Raw genomic sequence first — 16,791 nt, 5'->3', positions numbered from 1 at the left:
AAGCCTGCGAATTCTTGTCCTGACCGAGTGAACGGAAAGAAGATACTGCCGCAACAGAGCAGGATTTGACAGGATTGTAATTAATGGGACTGATAGTATGGATGACAAGGAGTGAGTGTAATGGGATGGATTGAATCGATCCAAAAGGCCATCGACCATATCGAGGAGCACTTATTGGATGATTTGACAATCGAGAGCATTGCCAGGCAAGCGAATGCCTCCGCTTTTCATTTTCAACGGACGTTCACCATATTAACGGAAAGCACCGTCGGTGACTATATCAGGCGTCGCAGGCTGACCTTGGCGGCCCAGGAGATTTCCTGCACTAATGAAAAGGTCATAGACTTAGCCTACAAGTATGGTTATGACACTCCCGAGGCATTCTCAAAAGCTTTTCGAAGGCAGCATGGGGTATCCCCGAGTGAAGCGCGAAAATATATGGGAAAGCTGAAATTTTATGAACGCCTGGTCATACAGGTGATACTGAAAGGAGCAGAACCGATGAAATACAAGATCCTTGAAAGAGATTCCTTTCAATTGATTGGAATCAAGCAAGAATTTTCCTTGATTGATGAAGAAAATCTGATTGGAATCCCAAAGCTCTGGGAGCAAGTGAATACGGATGGTACAAGTGACGAGTTAGCGAAGCTGAACAACGGGGAAATAGTTGGATTGCTTGGGGTATGTGTTGATAAGAGGGCGCAGGAAAAAAACGAAACGATGGATTATTGGATAGCGGCGGAGTATACCGGCAAAGTGGATGAACCGTTTTTGTCCCTTACGATACCTGCTTCCAAGTGGGTTGCTTTTGAAGTTCATGGACCGATGCCGGACGCAATCCAAAAGGCGTGGAAGCAAATTTTTTCCGAATGGTTCCCTACCAGTGGCTATGAGCATGCGGCACTGCCGGAACTGGAAGTTTACTCGAATGATGACGCCTCAAACCCGGATTATTATTCCGAAATTTGGATCCCCATCAAAAAGGGATAAGTTCGTATTTTGTGCTTGTAGGGGGCATCTCTTACCCTCTACAAGCTTTTTATTCACAACATGTCAGCTAGGTTGGCTAAGCCTTCATTCACTTTCCATCTTCAAATATATAGGAAAGCACCTTCAGCGCTTGATTGACGGATTCGACGGTGACACTTGCCTTTTCCGATAATTCCTTTAAAGCATGATGATGGGATTCCGGGCGAATCAAAATAAGCGGTTTACCAAGGGAAATGGCGGTACTTGCATCCATGGCAGTGTTCCACTGTTTATATTTCTCCCCGAACAGCGCGACGACAAGATCGGCTTTTTTCAGTAAAAGGCCTGTCCGCAAATTATTGATCTGGGAGGCGGCAGCATCCTTGAGGATCGGGTTTGGTTGTTCCCCCAGAATATCTTCTCCAATATTATCGGAACGCTCATGGTTTTCCATCGGACCGACAAACAATAACGGAAGCTTCAAGGCCGCAGCCTTATCCTTTAGCTCGTTTCTCCAATTTGAATGAATTTCCCCAGCAAGATAAACGGTTAATTTCATATTTTTCCCTCCTTGATGCATACTTTGCATCCATTGTATCATGAATTTTTAGAAATGGATGAATTTCGGAAATAAGGATAATAGTATCTATAAAAGCAAAGAAACGGCTGGAGGGAATGGCGATGGTCTTATCGAAAAATTTTTTTTTGATGCTCCTGTTGCTGGGCGGTTTGATTGTTGGATGCTCAGGGATCGACAGACAAACGGAAAAGGCAGTGAGAGCCGCCGAAATCGCTTTTCGTGACGACGACAAACAGCCCAATGCGGAAGCTGGGCTTATCCAGGTCTATCTCCCGACGGGGTTCAAAGTCCAGGAAGAGCATGATAATAATTTGATAATTAAACAAGCGGATAAAGCTTATCTATTATTTGTCAATCCAAATGAAAAAGAGGACAGCTCGGTGTTATTCTTGGCAATAAAGAAGCAAGCTGGGCAATATTTAATTCTCCAATCTTTTCAAAATGATGATAAATTCGGCTTTGTCTCGATAAAAGAATCAGGAAAAGAAAAGTATGAGCTCGCGGTTGGGATCGGTGGAGTGAAGCTTACGACGGAAACGGATAAGGACAGGCTGAAGAACGATGCGAAACAAATGATGGAGGTCGTATCATCCGTGCCGCAGAAATAAAAAACGTGCGGTCATTAAACCAATCCGTATTGATGGTTGAATACTGGAGATTCTGGTATGATACATGTAGTAAAGTGTCATGAAAGCAGGAGGATCATTCAAATGGAAAATTTAAAAACTGAACAGCAATATGATGCATTGAAAAATGAAGGCAAACATATTTTCCTCTTTTCAGCAACATGGTGTGGAGACTGCCGTATAATCGAACCGATCATGCCGGAGATTGAAAAGAAATATCCTGATTTTACGTTCATTCATGTGGACCGTGATGAATTCATCGATGTCTGTGCAGCAAACGACGTATTCGGGATACCGAGTTTCATCGCGTATGATAATGGCAAAGAGCTTGGCAGGTACGTGAGCAAGGATCGTAAAACACAAGAACAAATTGAAGAATTCATTCAATCACTATAATCACATTTCCCTTCTCGCTGGGGATTTTTCAATGAAGAGGAGGGTCAATCATGAAAATGGACAGCACGAAGCTGAAAAATATTTTGCAGGAACGTTTGAAAGGTGATAACCGAACATTCAAATTCGACAGCAAGAAAGATACGTTAAGGGTTGAAAATGTGAAGACAGGGAAGGGCATCGCGATCCAATTGGCACCGGTTGTTGCCAATTATGAAAACGTTGCGGATAAGGCAATCGATGAAGTCACTTATTATGTCGAAGAGGCCTTGAATGTAATGGGCGAAGAACATAGCATGCAAGGCAAGGAGAAATCCATTTTCCCGGTCATCCGTTCGACCTCCTTTCCGATGGAATCGGAAGAAGGAAATCCATTCCTATACGATGAGCATACAGCTGAAACCCGGGTTTTTTATGCACTCGATTTAGGGAAAACGTACCGTCTGATTGATGACAAGATGATTCAACGGGAAAATTGGCAGGGTGATAGAATCCGTGAAATCGCTTCTTTCAATGTTCGTTCGCTATCGACTGAGATGAAGTCTGATGTTGTCGCGGGTAATGCATTTCACTTTTTGAACACGAATGATGGTTATGATGCGAGCAGGATCCTGAATGAATCCTGGCTTCGGGAAATGAAAGATAAGATCGAAGGGACAATGGCTGTGGCCATTCCGCATCAGGATGTCATCATCATCGCTGATGTGAAAAATGATACCGGATACGATATTCTTGCGCAAATGGCAATGAGCTTCTTTGCCAGCGGCCATGTACCGATAACGGCTTTATCATTTCTTTACGAAGAAAATGAGCTGGAGCCCATTTTCATTTTGGGGAAAAACAAAAAGCGTGAACAATAAGCGCCGCAACGATAGGACCGTGCCAGCAGGCACTGGTCCTATTTTTGTTTAAAGGCGGAGATGATCGAAGGTGTTCATATTCATTTTCCCCTTGATGATGGTATAATTGGATTATTCAGAAAAATGCTAGTTTCTATGGAACCCGGCAATGGGCGAATGTCGGCATGAGTTATTTTAACGCTTTCCTTTTCGCAAAATTTCTAGGAATGAAGGGGGAAAATAACCGTGAATAGTCAATTAATGGACATGCTGGAAGCACGTAAAGCGGAAATGGTTCAAATTCGCCGCCATTTACACGAGAATCCGGAGCTATCCTTCAAAGAAGAGAATACGTCACAATATATCATTGATTTTTACAAAGGGAAAGATGTGGAGATTCAAACGAATGCCGGAAATGGATTAGGGGTCATCGTAACGATCGAAGGAGCTAAACCAGGGAAAACGATAGGTCTGCGTGCCGATTTCGATGCCTTGCCGATTACGGAAGAAACGGAGGTTCCTTTCCGTTCAAAAAATGCAGGGGTCATGCACGCCTGCGGCCACGATGGGCATACCGCCTATTTATTGATTCTGGCAGACTGCCTGATCAAGCTGAAGGATTCGCTGACCGGTACGATCAAGATCATTCATCAGCATGCCGAAGAGACACCTCCGGGTGGAGCAAAAAGCATCATGGAATCTGGAATCCTCGATAAGCTGGATGCCGTGTTTGGCATCCACTTATTCCCCTCACATCCTGCAGGGGTCGTCGGATATCACGGGGGCTATGCAATGGCTGGCAGGACATATTTCAAATTGACGGTAAAGGGCATGGGCGGGCATGGCTCATCCCCGCATCTGGCCAATGATGCCATCGTTGCAGGTGCCCATTTCGTCACGGCTGTTCAAACCGTGATCAGCCGGAGATTGGACCCTTTTGAGATGGGCGTGGTCACGATCGGTTCTTTCGATGGGAAAGGAAGCTTTAATGTCATTAAGGATTGTATCGAGATCGAGGGAGATGTCCGGTATATGACAGAGGAGGCCCAGCAGTTGATAGATCAGGAGGTTCACAGGATCGTTAAAGGAATAGAAATGGAGTTTGATGTACAGTGCGAGCTTTCTTATATTCCTGATTATCCGCCGTTATATAACGACCCTGACCTGACTTTGTTCGTCAAGAATAGTCTTGAAAGCATGGAAGATAAAGATATCGGGAGCGTCTTGGAATTTCCGATGCTCTCGGGATCAGAGGATTTTTCCTATTATGCAGAAAAGATCCCGGGCTGCTTCTTTTACATTGGCTGTAAACCGAAAGGAGTGGAGAAGGCATACTTCAATCACCATCCTAAATTCGATATTGATGAGGATGCACTTTTGATCGCTGCCAAATCAATGGCCCAAGTTGTATGCCTTTATTTTGAAAGGCAATAACCAAATTTAGCTTGACCCACTAAACACCGTTCGGCTTATACGAACGGTGTTTTATGATTTTCAGTACGTACTTACCTGGAAGCATGGACGATTGTTCCAGGCTGCATCAAAACTTAATCTCTTTGTAAACGCGATTTAACAGCGGTGTTTTATTTAAATAGTAGACTAGGGGCTTAAGTTATTTCAAGGCGGTTAGGTTTAAACTTCCTTCAGAAGGGGTTTAATAGGGTAGGTAGTTAGGTATAAAGCGCACAGTCCGTTGCAAAACGGATGAAAAAGCAGAAACAAATCCCAATTTAGCTTAATTTTCTCGATATTTTTAAAATAACTGGTAGAATTAGTTACATAACTACAGATGTAGAAAGAGTGATAGGTTTGAAATGGCTAAATAAGATGAAAAAATGGTTCCAAGCAGAGGAAATTATTGAAATTGAAGAAATAATCATAGATGAACCACTTGATGAAGAAACATTAAGGAATATGGATTTTTCGAAGGTTCCCAAGGCAAAGAAGGAAGAAATAAAAGTATACAATCAAACAGTTGAAAAAATGTCCCAAACGGTAGATCCGGATACGAAAATCCTGTTTCAATATCCAAAAGGGCAATTCAAGTTTCCGCTCATTCCTGACCAGGAGCAAAACAAAAGGAATCCCCGGGAAAGAACAAAGGAAAATCGCGCACCTAAACAGGCAGACAGGACGAAAGAAACGAGAAGGCAAGGTAGAGATCCTGAACCAAAGAGAAGAAGCTCCGATCGCGAGCCGAAACCAAAAATGAGAAGCATCGATCGGGAGCAACAGTCAAAAATCGTCCCGTCGAATACACCATTCCGCCCAACGGAAATTCCTTCCCCCATATATGGGTTCCGTCGTCCGGAAAAAAAGATGATTACTTCTGAGGAAATTGTTGAATATGAATTGGAAAGCAAACTGCCTGTTCTCAAAAAAGAAGAACTCGTTAAAGATATTCCAGTATTCACTCCCGAAATTTCCAAGGAAGTTTCCAATGAGGAAATGACGGAAGAACCTGCCGTTCTTATTCCTGAACAAACGTATGAAAAAGGAGAAGCATCGGAGGTACCCGCTTTCTTTCGGAAACATGGTGTCGGGACACAAATTGCAGAAGCGGAAGGTGAGCCTGTTCTGGAAAATATTACGGACCTGCAGGGAGAAGTTGATTTTGGTCGGGAAGTTGCGGTATCGATCATGGAGCAGGCTGAGGATATGAAGTCGGACGAAGCCATTGCGGTTCCTCGGGAAGCCGATCATTCTTCCGATGTTCGAGGAATTGATCATGTAAGCGAACCGGCTTCGATGAACCCGGACGAGCAGCCTAAACGCCCGAAAAAGCATATCCCGTTCAATGTGATGATGCTAAAGCAGGATCGCGAAAAAACCGAGTTCATCAATAAAATGATCCCGGAAAAAAAAAGCCCTGATTCCGAAAGGGAAGTCCGATCATACAAGCAGGCACCTCCGATGAATGCCGAGTACGGCCAAGCAACACCAGAAGTTCCCGAAATGAAGACGGAGTACGGCCAAGTATCCAGCAAGTCCGATCCGTTCATTCCCGATCGTTCAACTAACGGGGGGGCTGCATCGGTTTCCGGAACGTTTGCGGCGCCGGAAGAATTCGTTGAAGCAGATACCGGTTCGGGTCCAGTCGTTGAAAAGGCCATCGATGATGTATCCATTCCAGTAGCAAATGCCGGGCAAAGCGGGACCGGGGAATCATTTGGTGCAGTGGAAGTCGATGACGATCCCTACTATGTGTTTCCAAGCATAGGACTGCTGACACCCCCAACATATGCCGTGCATGATGATGAGTGGCTCGAGGAACAAACTTCACTACTGGATGAAACGTTGAAAAACTTCAATGTCCGTGCCAAGGTTGTCAACGTCACCCAAGGACCGGCAGTAACGCGTTTCGAGGTGCATCCTGAACCGGGGGTCAAGGTGAATAAGGTGACGAATCTGATGGATGACATCAAATTAAGCCTTGCTGCCCAGGATATGAGGATGGAAGCACCGATTCCTGGTAAACATACAATAGGCATCGAAATCCCGAACAGGAAAAGCAAGCCTGTATTTTTACGTGAGGTTTTGGAGAGCACTGAATTCCAGGAGCATGAATCACCGCTTGCTGTGGCTCTTGGCCTCGATATATCCGGTCAGCCGATCATCACGGATCTGAGGAAGATGCCGCATGGTTTGATTGCCGGCCAAACGGGATCAGGGAAAAGTGTCTGCATCAATACGATGCTGGTCAGCTTGCTGTATAAAGCGACTCCCCAGGAGCTGAAATTGCTGTTAATCGATCCGAAAATGGTCGAGCTTGCACCATATAATCGAATCCCGCATTTGGTCAGTCCCGTCATAACAGATGTGAAGGCAGCCACGGCCGCGCTTAAATGGGCGGTGGAGGAGATGGAACGACGCTATGAATTGTTTGTGCATGCAGGCGTCCGTGATATCAGCCGCTTCAATGAGCAAGCGGAGAAAGCCGGTCAATATGCTAATAAGCTTCCTTATATCTTGGTGATCATCGATGAGCTTGCGGATCTGATGATGATGTCCCCGGCCGATGTCGAGGAAGCGATCTGCCGGATTGCTCAAAAGGCCCGCGCCTGTGGGATACACTTGATTGTAGCAACACAGCGGCCTTCAGTCGATGTCATAACAGGATTGATCAAGGCCAATATCCCGACAAGGATCGCTTTTTCCGTTTCTTCACAAGTCGATTCCCGGACGATCATCGATAGCGGCGGTGCGGAAAAATTGCTTGGAAGAGGAGACATGTTATTCGCTGAAAACGGCTCTTCAAAAACGGTTAGACTGCAGGGGACCTATGTCAGTGATGAGGAAATCGATCAGGTCGTCAATCACGTTAAGCTCGAGCAACAACCGAAATATCTTTTCGAGCAGGAAGATTTGCTGAAAGTAGCAGAGGTCACGGAAGAAGCGGATGAATTGTTTTTTGAGGCATGCGAATTTGTCGTGAATCAACAGGCTGCATCGGCATCAAGTGTCCAAAGGCGCTTCCGGGTAGGCTACAACCGTGCTGCGCGCTTAATAGAAATGATGGAGCAGCAAGGGGTCGTTTCTGAATCGCGGGGCTCAAGACCAAGGGACGTATTGATCACGGAGGAAGAACTGGAATTTTTACATGTCAATTAAGAGAACCGATTAAAAGGAATTTGTATATAATGTGAAGGGGTGAAAACCCTTAAAGATCCCCATAGGTGACGAAAAAACCAATGATTTGATAAATTGGCATCTGCCTGACATGGATGAATGGGTGAAAAAGTGATATAATAGTTTTTTGTTGATGAATGTTTGATAAAAAGCTATGAAAAGATTGCGTTTCTAACAAGTCTCGTAATGAAAAAACAAATAAAAGATGACGTCATATACTGTCGTACAGGTAGACGATTGGTGGAGGTTCGCTTTATGACTGCTTACCATTTTGTGGGAATTAAAGGGTCGGGTATGAGTGCTCTGGCACAAATACTGCATGATATGAATATTGAAGTGCAAGGTTCCGACTATGAAAAACAATTTTTTACACAATTGGCATTAGAAAAAGCTGGGATTAAAATCCTTCCTTTCAATGAGGAAAATATACAACCTGGAATGACCATCATTGCAGGTAATGCGTTCCCGGATTCTCATCCGGAAATCATGAAGGCAAAGGAGCTTGATTTGCCGATCATCCGTTATCACCGTTTCCTTGGTGATTTCATGAAGAACTATATTAGCGTGGCTGTTACGGGAGCGCATGGTAAAACATCGACGACCGGCTTGCTGGCCCATGTCATGGGCGGAGTTAAACCGACTTCCTTCCTGATCGGGGATGGAACGGGAAAAGGGATCGTTAATTCAGATTACTTCGTGTTCGAAGCATGTGAATATCGCCGCCATTTCCTTTCCTATTATCCTGATTATGCAATCATGACAAATATTGATTTTGATCATCCTGATTATTACGCCAATGTCGAAGACGTGTTCGAGGCTTTCCAAACGATGGCCCTTCAAGTCAACAAAGGCATTATTGCGTGCGGCGATGATGAGCATTTACCACATATTCAGGCGAAAGTACCGGTTATTTTTTACGGATTTGCAGAAGGAAACGATTTCCAAGCAAAAAATGTTTCCGTCACTCCGGATGGCACTACCTTTGATGTGCACGTAAGAAACAATTACTATGATACATTCACCATTCCAACCTTTGGTAAACACAATGTATTGAATGCACTAGGTGTCATTGCACTTTGTAAATATGAAAACTTGGATACCGAAGCCGTGAAAGCCCAATTGCGGACTTTTGGCGGAGTTAAACGCCGGTTCTCCGAAAAGGAAATCGGAAGTCAGATCATCATTGATGATTATGCGCATCATCCGACTGAAATCTCGGCAACTGTTGACTCAGCACGTCAAAAATATCCAGAGCGTGAAGTTGTTGCGGTATTTCAGCCACACACCTTCTCAAGAACGCAAGCATTCCTGGATGAGTTTGCCGATAGCTTGAATTTGGCCGACAAAGTATACTTATGTGAAATTTTTGGTTCGGCTCGCGAGCATCAAGGGAAATTATCGATTGAAGACCTTCAAGGTAAAATTCCTGGTGCCGAGCTGATTACGGAAGATAGCACTTCCATTCTTCAAAAGCATGATAACAGTGTCGTATTATTCATGGGCGCTGGGGACATCCAAAAGTTCCAGGCAGCCTACGAGCATTCACTGCAGGTTAAATGAAAAAAACGATCGATCCCGCTCAGGGATCGATCGTTTTTTTTTTTTTGATCGCGATGATGTTGTTCATTTTAAATTTTCTGGATTCAAATCTTCCAATTCAGGCAAGACGAAGCGGCCATCCTTACGTATCAAGACATCATCGAAGTGGATTTCCCCCCCGCCGTATTCCGGGCGTTGAATATTGACCAAATCCCAGTGGATGTCCGAGTGGTTGCCATTATAGGCATCATCATAGCATTGTCCCGGAGTGAAATGAAAACTTCCATCAATTTTTTCATCAAAGAGGATATCCTGCATCGGATGTAGAATATAAGGATTTACACCGATTGCGAATTCACCGACATATCTTGCACCCTCATCCGTGTCAAAAATTTTGTTGATGCGGGTTGTATCATTCGACATCGCTTCAACGATTTTTCCATCTTTGAAGGTCAATTTCACGTTTTCAAAGGTAAAGCCCTGATACGGTGATGGAGTATTATACGAAATCACTCCATTGATGGAATCCTTCACAGGAGCGGTATATACCTCACCGTCAGGAATGTTGAGCTCACCTGCACATTTGATGGCTTTAATGTCTTTGATGGAGAAGGTTAGATCCGTACCGGGCCCGGTAATGCGGACCTTATCCGTCTTATCCATCAATTCGACAAGGCTGTCCATGGCTGCGCTCATTTTGCCATAATCGAGGTTACAGACTTCAAAATAGAAATCTTCGAAGGCTTCTGTACTCATTTTGGCTAATTGGGCCATGGAATTTGTCGGGTAGCGAAGCACGACCCATTTTGTTTTTGGCACGCGGATATTCCTATGTACTTTTCCGACTGTTTGTCCATGGATCGCCATTTTCTCTGGAGGGACATCGGATTGTTCATTGATATTATCCCCGGCGCGAAGCCCGATATAAGCATCCATCTGGCTCATTACGTTCGCTTCAAACTCACCCATCATCTTGTACTGTTCTTCTTTGGCACCCATCAGCAAGGCACGATCCACTTGATGATCCTTTAGAAGGACGAATGGGTAACCACCAGCTTCATAGGCTTCATACACAAGGGCGTTAACAAGTTCACGCTGCAATCCAAAGTTTTCGATCAATACCTTTTCACCTTTTTGAAGCTTCACGGAATAATTGATCAAGTTTTTGGCCAATGTTCCAATTCTGGGATCTTTCATAAAAATACCTCCATTGTTTAAATTCGACTTATCTTAACTATCATACCCGATTTCATGCCATAAGTGTCACACTTGGATTTTAAAGAAGGAACTGGATACGGACAACAATATTTCCAGTTTAGGGTTTGATAGGGTATATTGAAAAAATAAATACGTTTATAATAATTGGGAAGGGGTAATTAATAACTAACAGTCACTAAATAAGTCGATTTTTTTCGGAGGTGTTCCAATGGAGATTATTTTATACGTAAGTGCTGCTGTTGCAGCAATCGCATTCTTGGTCCTAGTTATTTTCCTAACGAAGGTACTGACTTCACTTCAAACCACCCTGGACAGTGTGGCCCGGACGCTGACAGGGCTCGAAAGCCAAATGCAGGGCATAACGCTCGAAACTACTCAGCTATTACATAAAACGAATACGTTGGCTGAAGATCTGCAACATAAGTCTGAAAATCTGAACTCAGTGGTTGATGCCGTGAAGGATGTAGGAACATCCATCTCCAGCTTCAACTCTTCAGTCCAAAAGGTTTCCAATAAAGTTCAGGCTGAGATTGATAATAATCAAGAAAGAATTTCACAAATCGTCCAATGGAGTAATGTAGCTTTAGAAATCCGGGACAAATGGAAGGCTAGAAGCAAGCAGGCCGCCCCGACCCCAGCCGAAAGAGCGGAGTTGGAACGGATAGCACTGGAAACGGATGACCTGCCTAAAAAAAGGTTTTTACGTTCTAGATCATAAAATCTAGTTAATCAAAAATAATCCGAAAATTGAGAGGGGAATGTATTATGACTCAAAAAGAATATCCGACAAAGGACTATCAAAAAACTTATGAGGACGAACGCGACTCAATCAATTCAAAAGACTTTATGATTGGCGCCTTGATTGGCGGTATGATCGGTGCAGCTACAGCATTGTTCATGGCTCCGAAAACTGGCAAGGAATTAAGGAATGATTTCAATGAACAAGCTAAGAACATTTCCGAGAAAACCGAAAAATTAAGACAGACGGCAATGGAAAAAGGTACAGTGCTTGCTGATACAGCCAAAGAAAAAACAAGCTCGGTGACCGAAATCGTTTCAAATAAATCATCTGATATCGTCAATAAAGTGAAAAGCTTAAAACCGGTCAAAGAAAACGGTGACGCCGCTGATGATACGACAAATTCAAGCAATAAGGATATCGATGTGACGGGAACTTCTGATTCAAAGATCGTATCCGTCGAAACCAATTTTGCAAACGACAAGGATGCTGAAAATAAACCTGCCGATCCTACAAGCGGTAACAAAAACACGGCAAAATTAAAACTTGATGAAGCAAAAAAAGCGTTTGATGAAACGGAAAATAATTTAAAAAAATAATCGCCGAGTCCCTTCGATCATTAAGCTCGAATGAAGGTGCGATGCGGTACGAAAAATAAGGCGATGAAGTGGGCAAATGGCTTCATCGCCTTTTTGATGGTAAAATCCATATGATAAAAGAAAGGGGACTGTATAATGACTGCAACCAAAATCGAAACCGAAGAACAATTCAATGACCTTTTAAAAGAGGATACATTCCTGCTCTTCAAGCACAGCTTAACATGTCCAGTGAGCGCTGAGGCGCATGAACAATACGAGAAGTATATTGCAGGGAATGAACAGCTTAAAACGGCCTATTTAGCCGTTCAGGAAGCTCGCCCGCTCTCCAATCATGTAGCGGAAACATTCGATATTAAACATCAATCCCCCCAGGCCATCCTTTTTAAAAATGGAAAGCCGGTATGGAACGAATCCCATTGGCGGATTACATATGATTCATTGAACAAGGCCATTTCTGAATGATGGGCCGAAAATAGTTCGTACACTACAGGATGGACTCTAAAAGAAGTCTATCCTGTTTTATTTTTAATTTGACCGCTCCGTTCCAGAGCATTGGCTCTCTCATCCAGATGCGGTCCTTGACCATTCTAGCCGGTTGGGTCTCACGAAAACCAGCATAAAATTCGATGTAAATCCCAAACTCGCGAGTAACGCCCCAAAATGGTGAAAGCAAGCAGCAATGATGGAAAGAACCCCCCCAATCGGGTGCAATGAATTGACGAGAAACGGCCCCGATTGCGTGTGAAAAGCGCGTTTTTATAAGAAACTATCTTTGATGCAAAGGACAAACGCAATTCGACCGCACATTTATCGATGGAGATTGTATTCATTGCCATTACCAGCTTAAAAAATCATTCTTGGTGTTATGAAAGATCGAGGAAAGGGAACAAAAAGATACCGCCTGCAAAATACAGACAGTATCTCCATCTAGTTGCCTAGTTTTTTATGTTCGTTACAGAGCCCCCTTTTTGATTTTGCCCCAAATCATGACGCCAATCATACAGTGGCCGGCCAATGGATTTTCAAACGATCTCCAGGGGAAACCGTTTCATGAAAGGTCGTTTCTTGGCCATTTTTCATGAGGATGAAGCGATTATTACCCTTGGTCGGGATATCGATATCGATATGGCGGAATAAATCTTGAAAAATGAATGGCTCCTGCTTTTGTTGGATCAAGGTCAATGAGTCTCCAGCATGAATCTTCTCATCATCATCCAAAATCAACCCGTCCCGGCGGAACTCGGCCAATTTTCGAGATAGGACGATTTGATCGTCCTCAAAGAAAACCGGAATGGAGCAGGCCTGCTGGACCTTCAATTCGTTACATATATCCTTTAAAGAAGGCTGATCGATTGGTGCAATGACGATCTCATCTCCCTCATCAAAGGAGTAGCCAGGTTTCGTTTCCAGGCCATTTCTAGTGATCTTGCCTGTCATTGCGGGAATTTGAATGTCTTGTCCATTCAATGAAATCGAAAATGGTTCAAGACATGTAAGCAGTTCCGGCAGTTGTATCTCACTAATCAATTCCTGGATGGATATCTGCAAACGGCAGTCGATTCGATCATGATCCTCGACAAGTTCATCGCCTGATACCGCTACGCCATTCCTGAGAATAACAGCTGATAATGTGTACGGAATTTCATTGACCGTAACCGTTTTGTTCATTTGACCGTCAAGCAAATCTTTTATTCGCGTATGGGAAGGGGCACCGTCGGCCCCTTTAGCCGTCAGGATGATATCGTCATTCCTCACTTCTGTGTCCAAAGAGGCTTCGACGCCATTTAAAGTGATTCGTGATTTCTCCCCTTGGTGTCCAGGGAGCGTGATCTGGTGCCCATTAATTTCAACGATTTTGGCCATGCCCGGCTTTCCATATAGGGCACTCATCCGGATGCCAGCCGTAAGAAGGCAATCGCCGACATTTGTCCGTTCCATATCGAACAAACGGATTGGGCGGCCGTCAACGGTAACGCTTATGTACTGGATCGGATTTTGGTCGGCTGCTATGGCAATGCCGATGGGGGTCACCAATTCGGGTCCCGTCTGAATCATATTCGAGATTTCAAGATTCTGGATGGCATCGATGCCTCGGATGGCTACCCTGTTCTCGGGCAGGTTCAGTTTTTGGGCCAATAGGCGAGGCAGTTCGGGTGTATGGCTGCCGCCGCCGACCAGCATGACTGCCCTCGGTGATTTTCCATTATTCAAGGATAAAATCTCCGAACTGATGCTCTCAGCCAGGAGATCGAGTGCCGGATGGATGACATCAATGATTTCCGCCCTGGAGATTTCATTGGCAAAGCCGAGAATATCGGTGACCTCTATCTGATCATGATTCGTTAAATCCCTCTTTGCCTGCTCGGCCACAGGGAAATCTAGAAGGAGGTGGTCACTGAGCGCTTCGGTTATTTCATCTCCGGCAACCGGTACCATCCCATAAGCAATGACCGTTCCTGAATCCGTCAGGGCAATGTCCGAAGTCCCTGCGCCGATATCGACCAAGGCGACGTTCAAACGTCGCATGGATGCAGGAATGAGGACATTGATGGCCGCTATCGGTTCGAGAGTGAGGGCCTGCATTTCCAAATCAGCTCTTTTTAAGGCTGCCAGCAATGATTCCACGACAACCTTTGGCAAAAAGGTTGCGATTATTTCTACGGATGCCTCATCACCGCTCTGGTCGAGGAGACTGCCTAGCTCCTGTCCATCAAGATGGTAGTATAAAACGGAATATCCTACACAATAATAGGTGGATTGGGTGTTTTTTTGCTTGGCGACGATGCTCTGCGCTTCCTGGACGGCGCTGAATTCCAGATGAAGGACATCTTCGCGTGTCAGCGTGGGCTTCCCGCCGATCTTGATCGTCATTTCCGCCCGTTCGGTCTTTAATGCCCTGCCTGCTGCAGCTACCGATACCCTTTTTAACGGACCATGTATTCCTTCCAGCTGCCTTTTGATATGGGCAATGACTTTGGCGACGGCCAGGACATCGTGAATCTGGCCATCAAGCATCGCTCTCTCTGAATGTTCCTGAGATAAAATATCGACTATTTTATAGCATTCCTGTTCTTTTTCCAATATAATCCCTACAACGGATCTTGTTCCAATATCTAACGCAAACAGTTTTTCCTGCATGGGTAACACCTACTTTTATAAATTTATAACTTTAATGCTTAAAAGCGTTTAATTAATAAAGAAAAAATTCGTGACATTTAGGAATGCATGCTTTATAATTGAGTTAATTATACATGAAATATTCTAAAATTTTTCATTGATATTATAATCGGGTTGGCCAATCGGGGATTGTGATAGGATTTCGGTGTGGTCGCTAAGCCGGTTTTCATTTTAAAAAACGAAGGGATGGATTTGTAATGAGCAACAAAGAGCTTGATGGTCTTCGTAATCAACTGGATGATGTGAACCTTCAGTTATTACATCTTATTAATCAACGTGCTGAACTTGTACAGGAAATCGGACGAGTCAAAGAAAAACAAGGTGTAAACCGTTACGATCCGGTCCGCGAAAGAACAATGCTTGATCTTATCGAAGCGAATCACCAAGGACCGCTTGATCTTGGATCGATTAAACATATTTTCAAAGAAATTTTCAAATTGGGCTTGGAGCTTCAAAAAGATGATCAGAAGAAAACGCTTCTTGTATCCAGAAAACAAAAGCCTGAAGACACGATCATCGACATTAAGGGTGAATTGGTCGGTAACGGAATTCCTAGCTTCGTCTTCGGACCTTGTGCCGTCGAATCATATGAACAAACGGCAGCGGTGGCTGAAGTCATTAAAGCTAAAGGGTTGAAATTGATGCGCGGCGGTGCCTTTAAGCCACGTACATCTCCATATGATTTCCAGGGTCTTGGTTTGGAAGGCTTGCAAATACTTAAGCGTGTTGCAGATGAATACGGCTTGGCCGTCATCAGTGAAATCGTCAGTGCCAACGATATCGAAGCGGCGATCGATCACATCGACGTCATCCAAATCGGTGCACGTAACATGCAAAACTTCGACTTGTTAAAAGCGGCTGGTGCCGTCAATAAACCAGTGCTATTAAAACGTGGACTGGCTGCAACGATTGAAGAGTTCATTCATGCAGCAGAATACATCATGTCGCAAGGAAACGGCAACATCATCTTGTGTGAACGAGGTATCCGCACTTACGAGAAAGCGACAAGAAATACACTCGATATCTCTGCAGTGCCGATCTTAAAACAAGAAACTCACTTACCGGTAATGGTGGATGTGACGCATTCAACCGGACGCCGCGACCTATTGCTTCCAACGGCTAAAGCGGCTCTTGCCATCGGTGCTGACGGTGTGATGGCGGAAGTGCATCCGGATCCATCCGTTGCATTATCGGATTCTGCACAGCAGATGGACTTCAAGCAATTTGATGAATTTTACGAAGAAATTAAACGTTTGAACTGGGTAACTGTATAAGCTAAGAAAGTCTGTAAATGATCCACTTACGGCCCTTACCACCTTGGCAAGGGCTTTTTTTAATGGTAAAATACTTGTTTTTGCAGAAAAAACGCCGAAATAAGCACTATTGGATTGCAGGAAAGATTCGACTATCGTATGATAAATAACAAGAATGAGAACTGTTCGGAAGATTGGTCATACATAAAGTGATATCTATGTGAACTTTT

At 44.1% G+C, this 16,791-nt stretch carries 14 protein-coding genes; 11 read left to right on the top strand and 3 right to left on the bottom strand.

The annotated features are described in order from the left end of the window. Nucleotides 1-120 precede the first annotated feature (120 nt). Complete coding sequence (locus ABE28_RS17400; protein ID WP_064466048.1) at nt 121-990, top strand: AraC family transcriptional regulator; 870 nt, start codon at nt 121-123, stop codon at nt 988-990. An 88-nt stretch (nt 991-1,078) separates the two neighbouring features. Here ABE28_RS17400 and ABE28_RS17395 read toward each other — a convergent pair whose 3' ends face one another. After that, nucleotides 1,079-1,528: a YtoQ family protein gene (locus ABE28_RS17395; protein WP_064466047.1), complete on the bottom strand. Its 450-nt coding sequence runs from the start codon at nt 1,526-1,528 to the stop codon at nt 1,079-1,081. A gap of 122 nt (nt 1,529-1,650) precedes the next feature. Here ABE28_RS17395 and ABE28_RS17390 point away from each other — a divergent pair, with 122 nt between their 5' ends. From ABE28_RS17390 to murC, 6 genes are all read left to right on the top strand, one after another. Further along, nucleotides 1,651-2,157 (top strand): hypothetical protein, encoded by a 507-nt coding sequence (locus ABE28_RS17390; RefSeq protein ID WP_064466046.1) that lies wholly within the window; start codon nt 1,651-1,653, stop codon nt 2,155-2,157. A gap of 102 nt (nt 2,158-2,259) precedes the next feature. Further along, nucleotides 2,260-2,571 carry a thioredoxin family protein gene (locus ABE28_RS17385; RefSeq protein ID WP_064466045.1) on the top strand — a complete coding sequence of 104 codons (312 nt, stop codon included), beginning with the start codon at nt 2,260-2,262 and terminating at the stop codon, nt 2,569-2,571. Nucleotides 2,572-2,621: 50 nt separating this feature from the next. After that, nucleotides 2,622-3,428: a DUF1444 domain-containing protein gene (locus ABE28_RS17380; protein WP_064466044.1), complete on the top strand. Its 807-nt coding sequence runs from the start codon at nt 2,622-2,624 to the stop codon at nt 3,426-3,428. A gap of 225 nt (nt 3,429-3,653) precedes the next feature. Further along, the gene (locus ABE28_RS17375; protein ID WP_156775813.1) at nt 3,654-4,841 is read left to right on the top strand and encodes an amidohydrolase; all 1,188 of its coding nucleotides are present in this window, start codon (nt 3,654-3,656) and stop codon (nt 4,839-4,841) included. A 375-nt stretch (nt 4,842-5,216) separates the two neighbouring features. After that, nucleotides 5,217-8,018 carry a DNA translocase FtsK gene (locus tag ABE28_RS17370; protein ID WP_373921290.1) on the top strand — a complete coding sequence of 934 codons (2,802 nt, stop codon included), beginning with the start codon at nt 5,217-5,219 and terminating at the stop codon, nt 8,016-8,018. Nucleotides 8,019-8,291: 273 nt separating this feature from the next. Beyond that, nucleotides 8,292-9,596, top strand: coding sequence for a UDP-N-acetylmuramate--L-alanine ligase (gene murC / locus ABE28_RS17365; protein WP_064466043.1), 1,305 nt, complete (start codon nt 8,292-8,294; stop codon nt 9,594-9,596). Between the two features lie 63 nt (nt 9,597-9,659). On the opposite strand, the gene ABE28_RS17360 is transcribed toward murC, so the two are convergent. Then, nucleotides 9,660-10,772, bottom strand: coding sequence for an aminopeptidase (locus ABE28_RS17360; RefSeq protein ID WP_064466042.1), 1,113 nt, complete (start codon nt 10,770-10,772; stop codon nt 9,660-9,662). 229 nt (nt 10,773-11,001) lie between these two features. Between ABE28_RS17360 and ABE28_RS17355 the strand changes: the two genes are divergently transcribed. The 3 genes from ABE28_RS17355 (at nt 11,002) to ytxJ (ending at nt 12,593) form a co-directional block, all read left to right on the top strand. Further along, nucleotides 11,002-11,511: a DUF948 domain-containing protein gene (locus ABE28_RS17355; protein WP_061142280.1), complete on the top strand. Its 510-nt coding sequence runs from the start codon at nt 11,002-11,004 to the stop codon at nt 11,509-11,511. Nucleotides 11,512-11,558: 47 nt separating this feature from the next. Next, the gene (locus ABE28_RS17350; protein ID WP_064466041.1) at nt 11,559-12,131 is read left to right on the top strand and encodes a YtxH domain-containing protein; all 573 of its coding nucleotides are present in this window, start codon (nt 11,559-11,561) and stop codon (nt 12,129-12,131) included. A gap of 135 nt (nt 12,132-12,266) precedes the next feature. Continuing rightward, nucleotides 12,267-12,593: a bacillithiol system redox-active protein YtxJ gene (gene ytxJ, locus ABE28_RS17345; RefSeq protein WP_064466040.1), complete on the top strand. Its 327-nt coding sequence runs from the start codon at nt 12,267-12,269 to the stop codon at nt 12,591-12,593. A gap of 534 nt (nt 12,594-13,127) precedes the next feature. Here the strand turns inward: ytxJ and ABE28_RS17335 are convergent. Continuing rightward, nucleotides 13,128-15,269: a cell division FtsA domain-containing protein gene (locus ABE28_RS17335; RefSeq protein ID WP_064466038.1), complete on the bottom strand. Its 2,142-nt coding sequence runs from the start codon at nt 15,267-15,269 to the stop codon at nt 13,128-13,130. Nucleotides 15,270-15,505: 236 nt separating this feature from the next. On the opposite strand from ABE28_RS17335, the gene ABE28_RS17330 reads away from it, so the two are divergent. Then, nucleotides 15,506-16,582 (top strand): bifunctional 3-deoxy-7-phosphoheptulonate synthase/chorismate mutase, encoded by a 1,077-nt coding sequence (locus ABE28_RS17330; RefSeq protein ID WP_061142276.1) that lies wholly within the window; start codon nt 15,506-15,508, stop codon nt 16,580-16,582. The last annotated feature ends 209 nt before the right edge of the window (nt 16,583-16,791 follow it).

The sequence above is a fragment of the Peribacillus muralis genome, from assembly GCF_001645685.2.
Lineage (GTDB): Bacteria > Bacillota > Bacilli > Bacillales > DSM-1321 > Peribacillus > Peribacillus muralis_A.
Note: the sequence above shows the minus strand (reverse complement) of the source record. Positions and strands in the feature narration are given on the sequence as shown.

Bases quoted from the DNA above. Each gene is read 5' to 3' on its own strand.
- ABE28_RS17400 (WP_064466048.1), top strand. From the start codon at position 121: ATGGGATGGATTGAATCGATCCAAAAGGCCATCGACCATATCGAGGAG.
- ABE28_RS17395 (WP_064466047.1), bottom strand. From the start codon at position 1,528: ATGAAATTAACCGTTTATCTTGCTGGGGAAATTCATTCAAATTGGAGA.
- ABE28_RS17390 (WP_064466046.1), top strand. From the start codon at position 1,651: ATGGTCTTATCGAAAAATTTTTTTTTGATGCTCCTGTTGCTGGGCGGT.
- ABE28_RS17385 (WP_064466045.1), top strand. From the start codon at position 2,260: ATGGAAAATTTAAAAACTGAACAGCAATATGATGCATTGAAAAATGAA.
- ABE28_RS17380 (WP_064466044.1), top strand. From the start codon at position 2,622: ATGAAAATGGACAGCACGAAGCTGAAAAATATTTTGCAGGAACGTTTG.
- murC (WP_064466043.1), top strand. From the start codon at position 8,292: ATGACTGCTTACCATTTTGTGGGAATTAAAGGGTCGGGTATGAGTGCT.
- ABE28_RS17360 (WP_064466042.1), bottom strand. From the start codon at position 10,772: ATGAAAGATCCCAGAATTGGAACATTGGCCAAAAACTTGATCAATTAT.
- ABE28_RS17355 (WP_061142280.1), top strand. From the start codon at position 11,002: ATGGAGATTATTTTATACGTAAGTGCTGCTGTTGCAGCAATCGCATTC.
- ABE28_RS17350 (WP_064466041.1), top strand. From the start codon at position 11,559: ATGACTCAAAAAGAATATCCGACAAAGGACTATCAAAAAACTTATGAG.
- ytxJ (WP_064466040.1), top strand. From the start codon at position 12,267: ATGACTGCAACCAAAATCGAAACCGAAGAACAATTCAATGACCTTTTA.
- ABE28_RS17335 (WP_064466038.1), bottom strand. From the start codon at position 15,269: ATGCAGGAAAAACTGTTTGCGTTAGATATTGGAACAAGATCCGTTGTA.
- ABE28_RS17330 (WP_061142276.1), top strand. From the start codon at position 15,506: ATGAGCAACAAAGAGCTTGATGGTCTTCGTAATCAACTGGATGATGTG.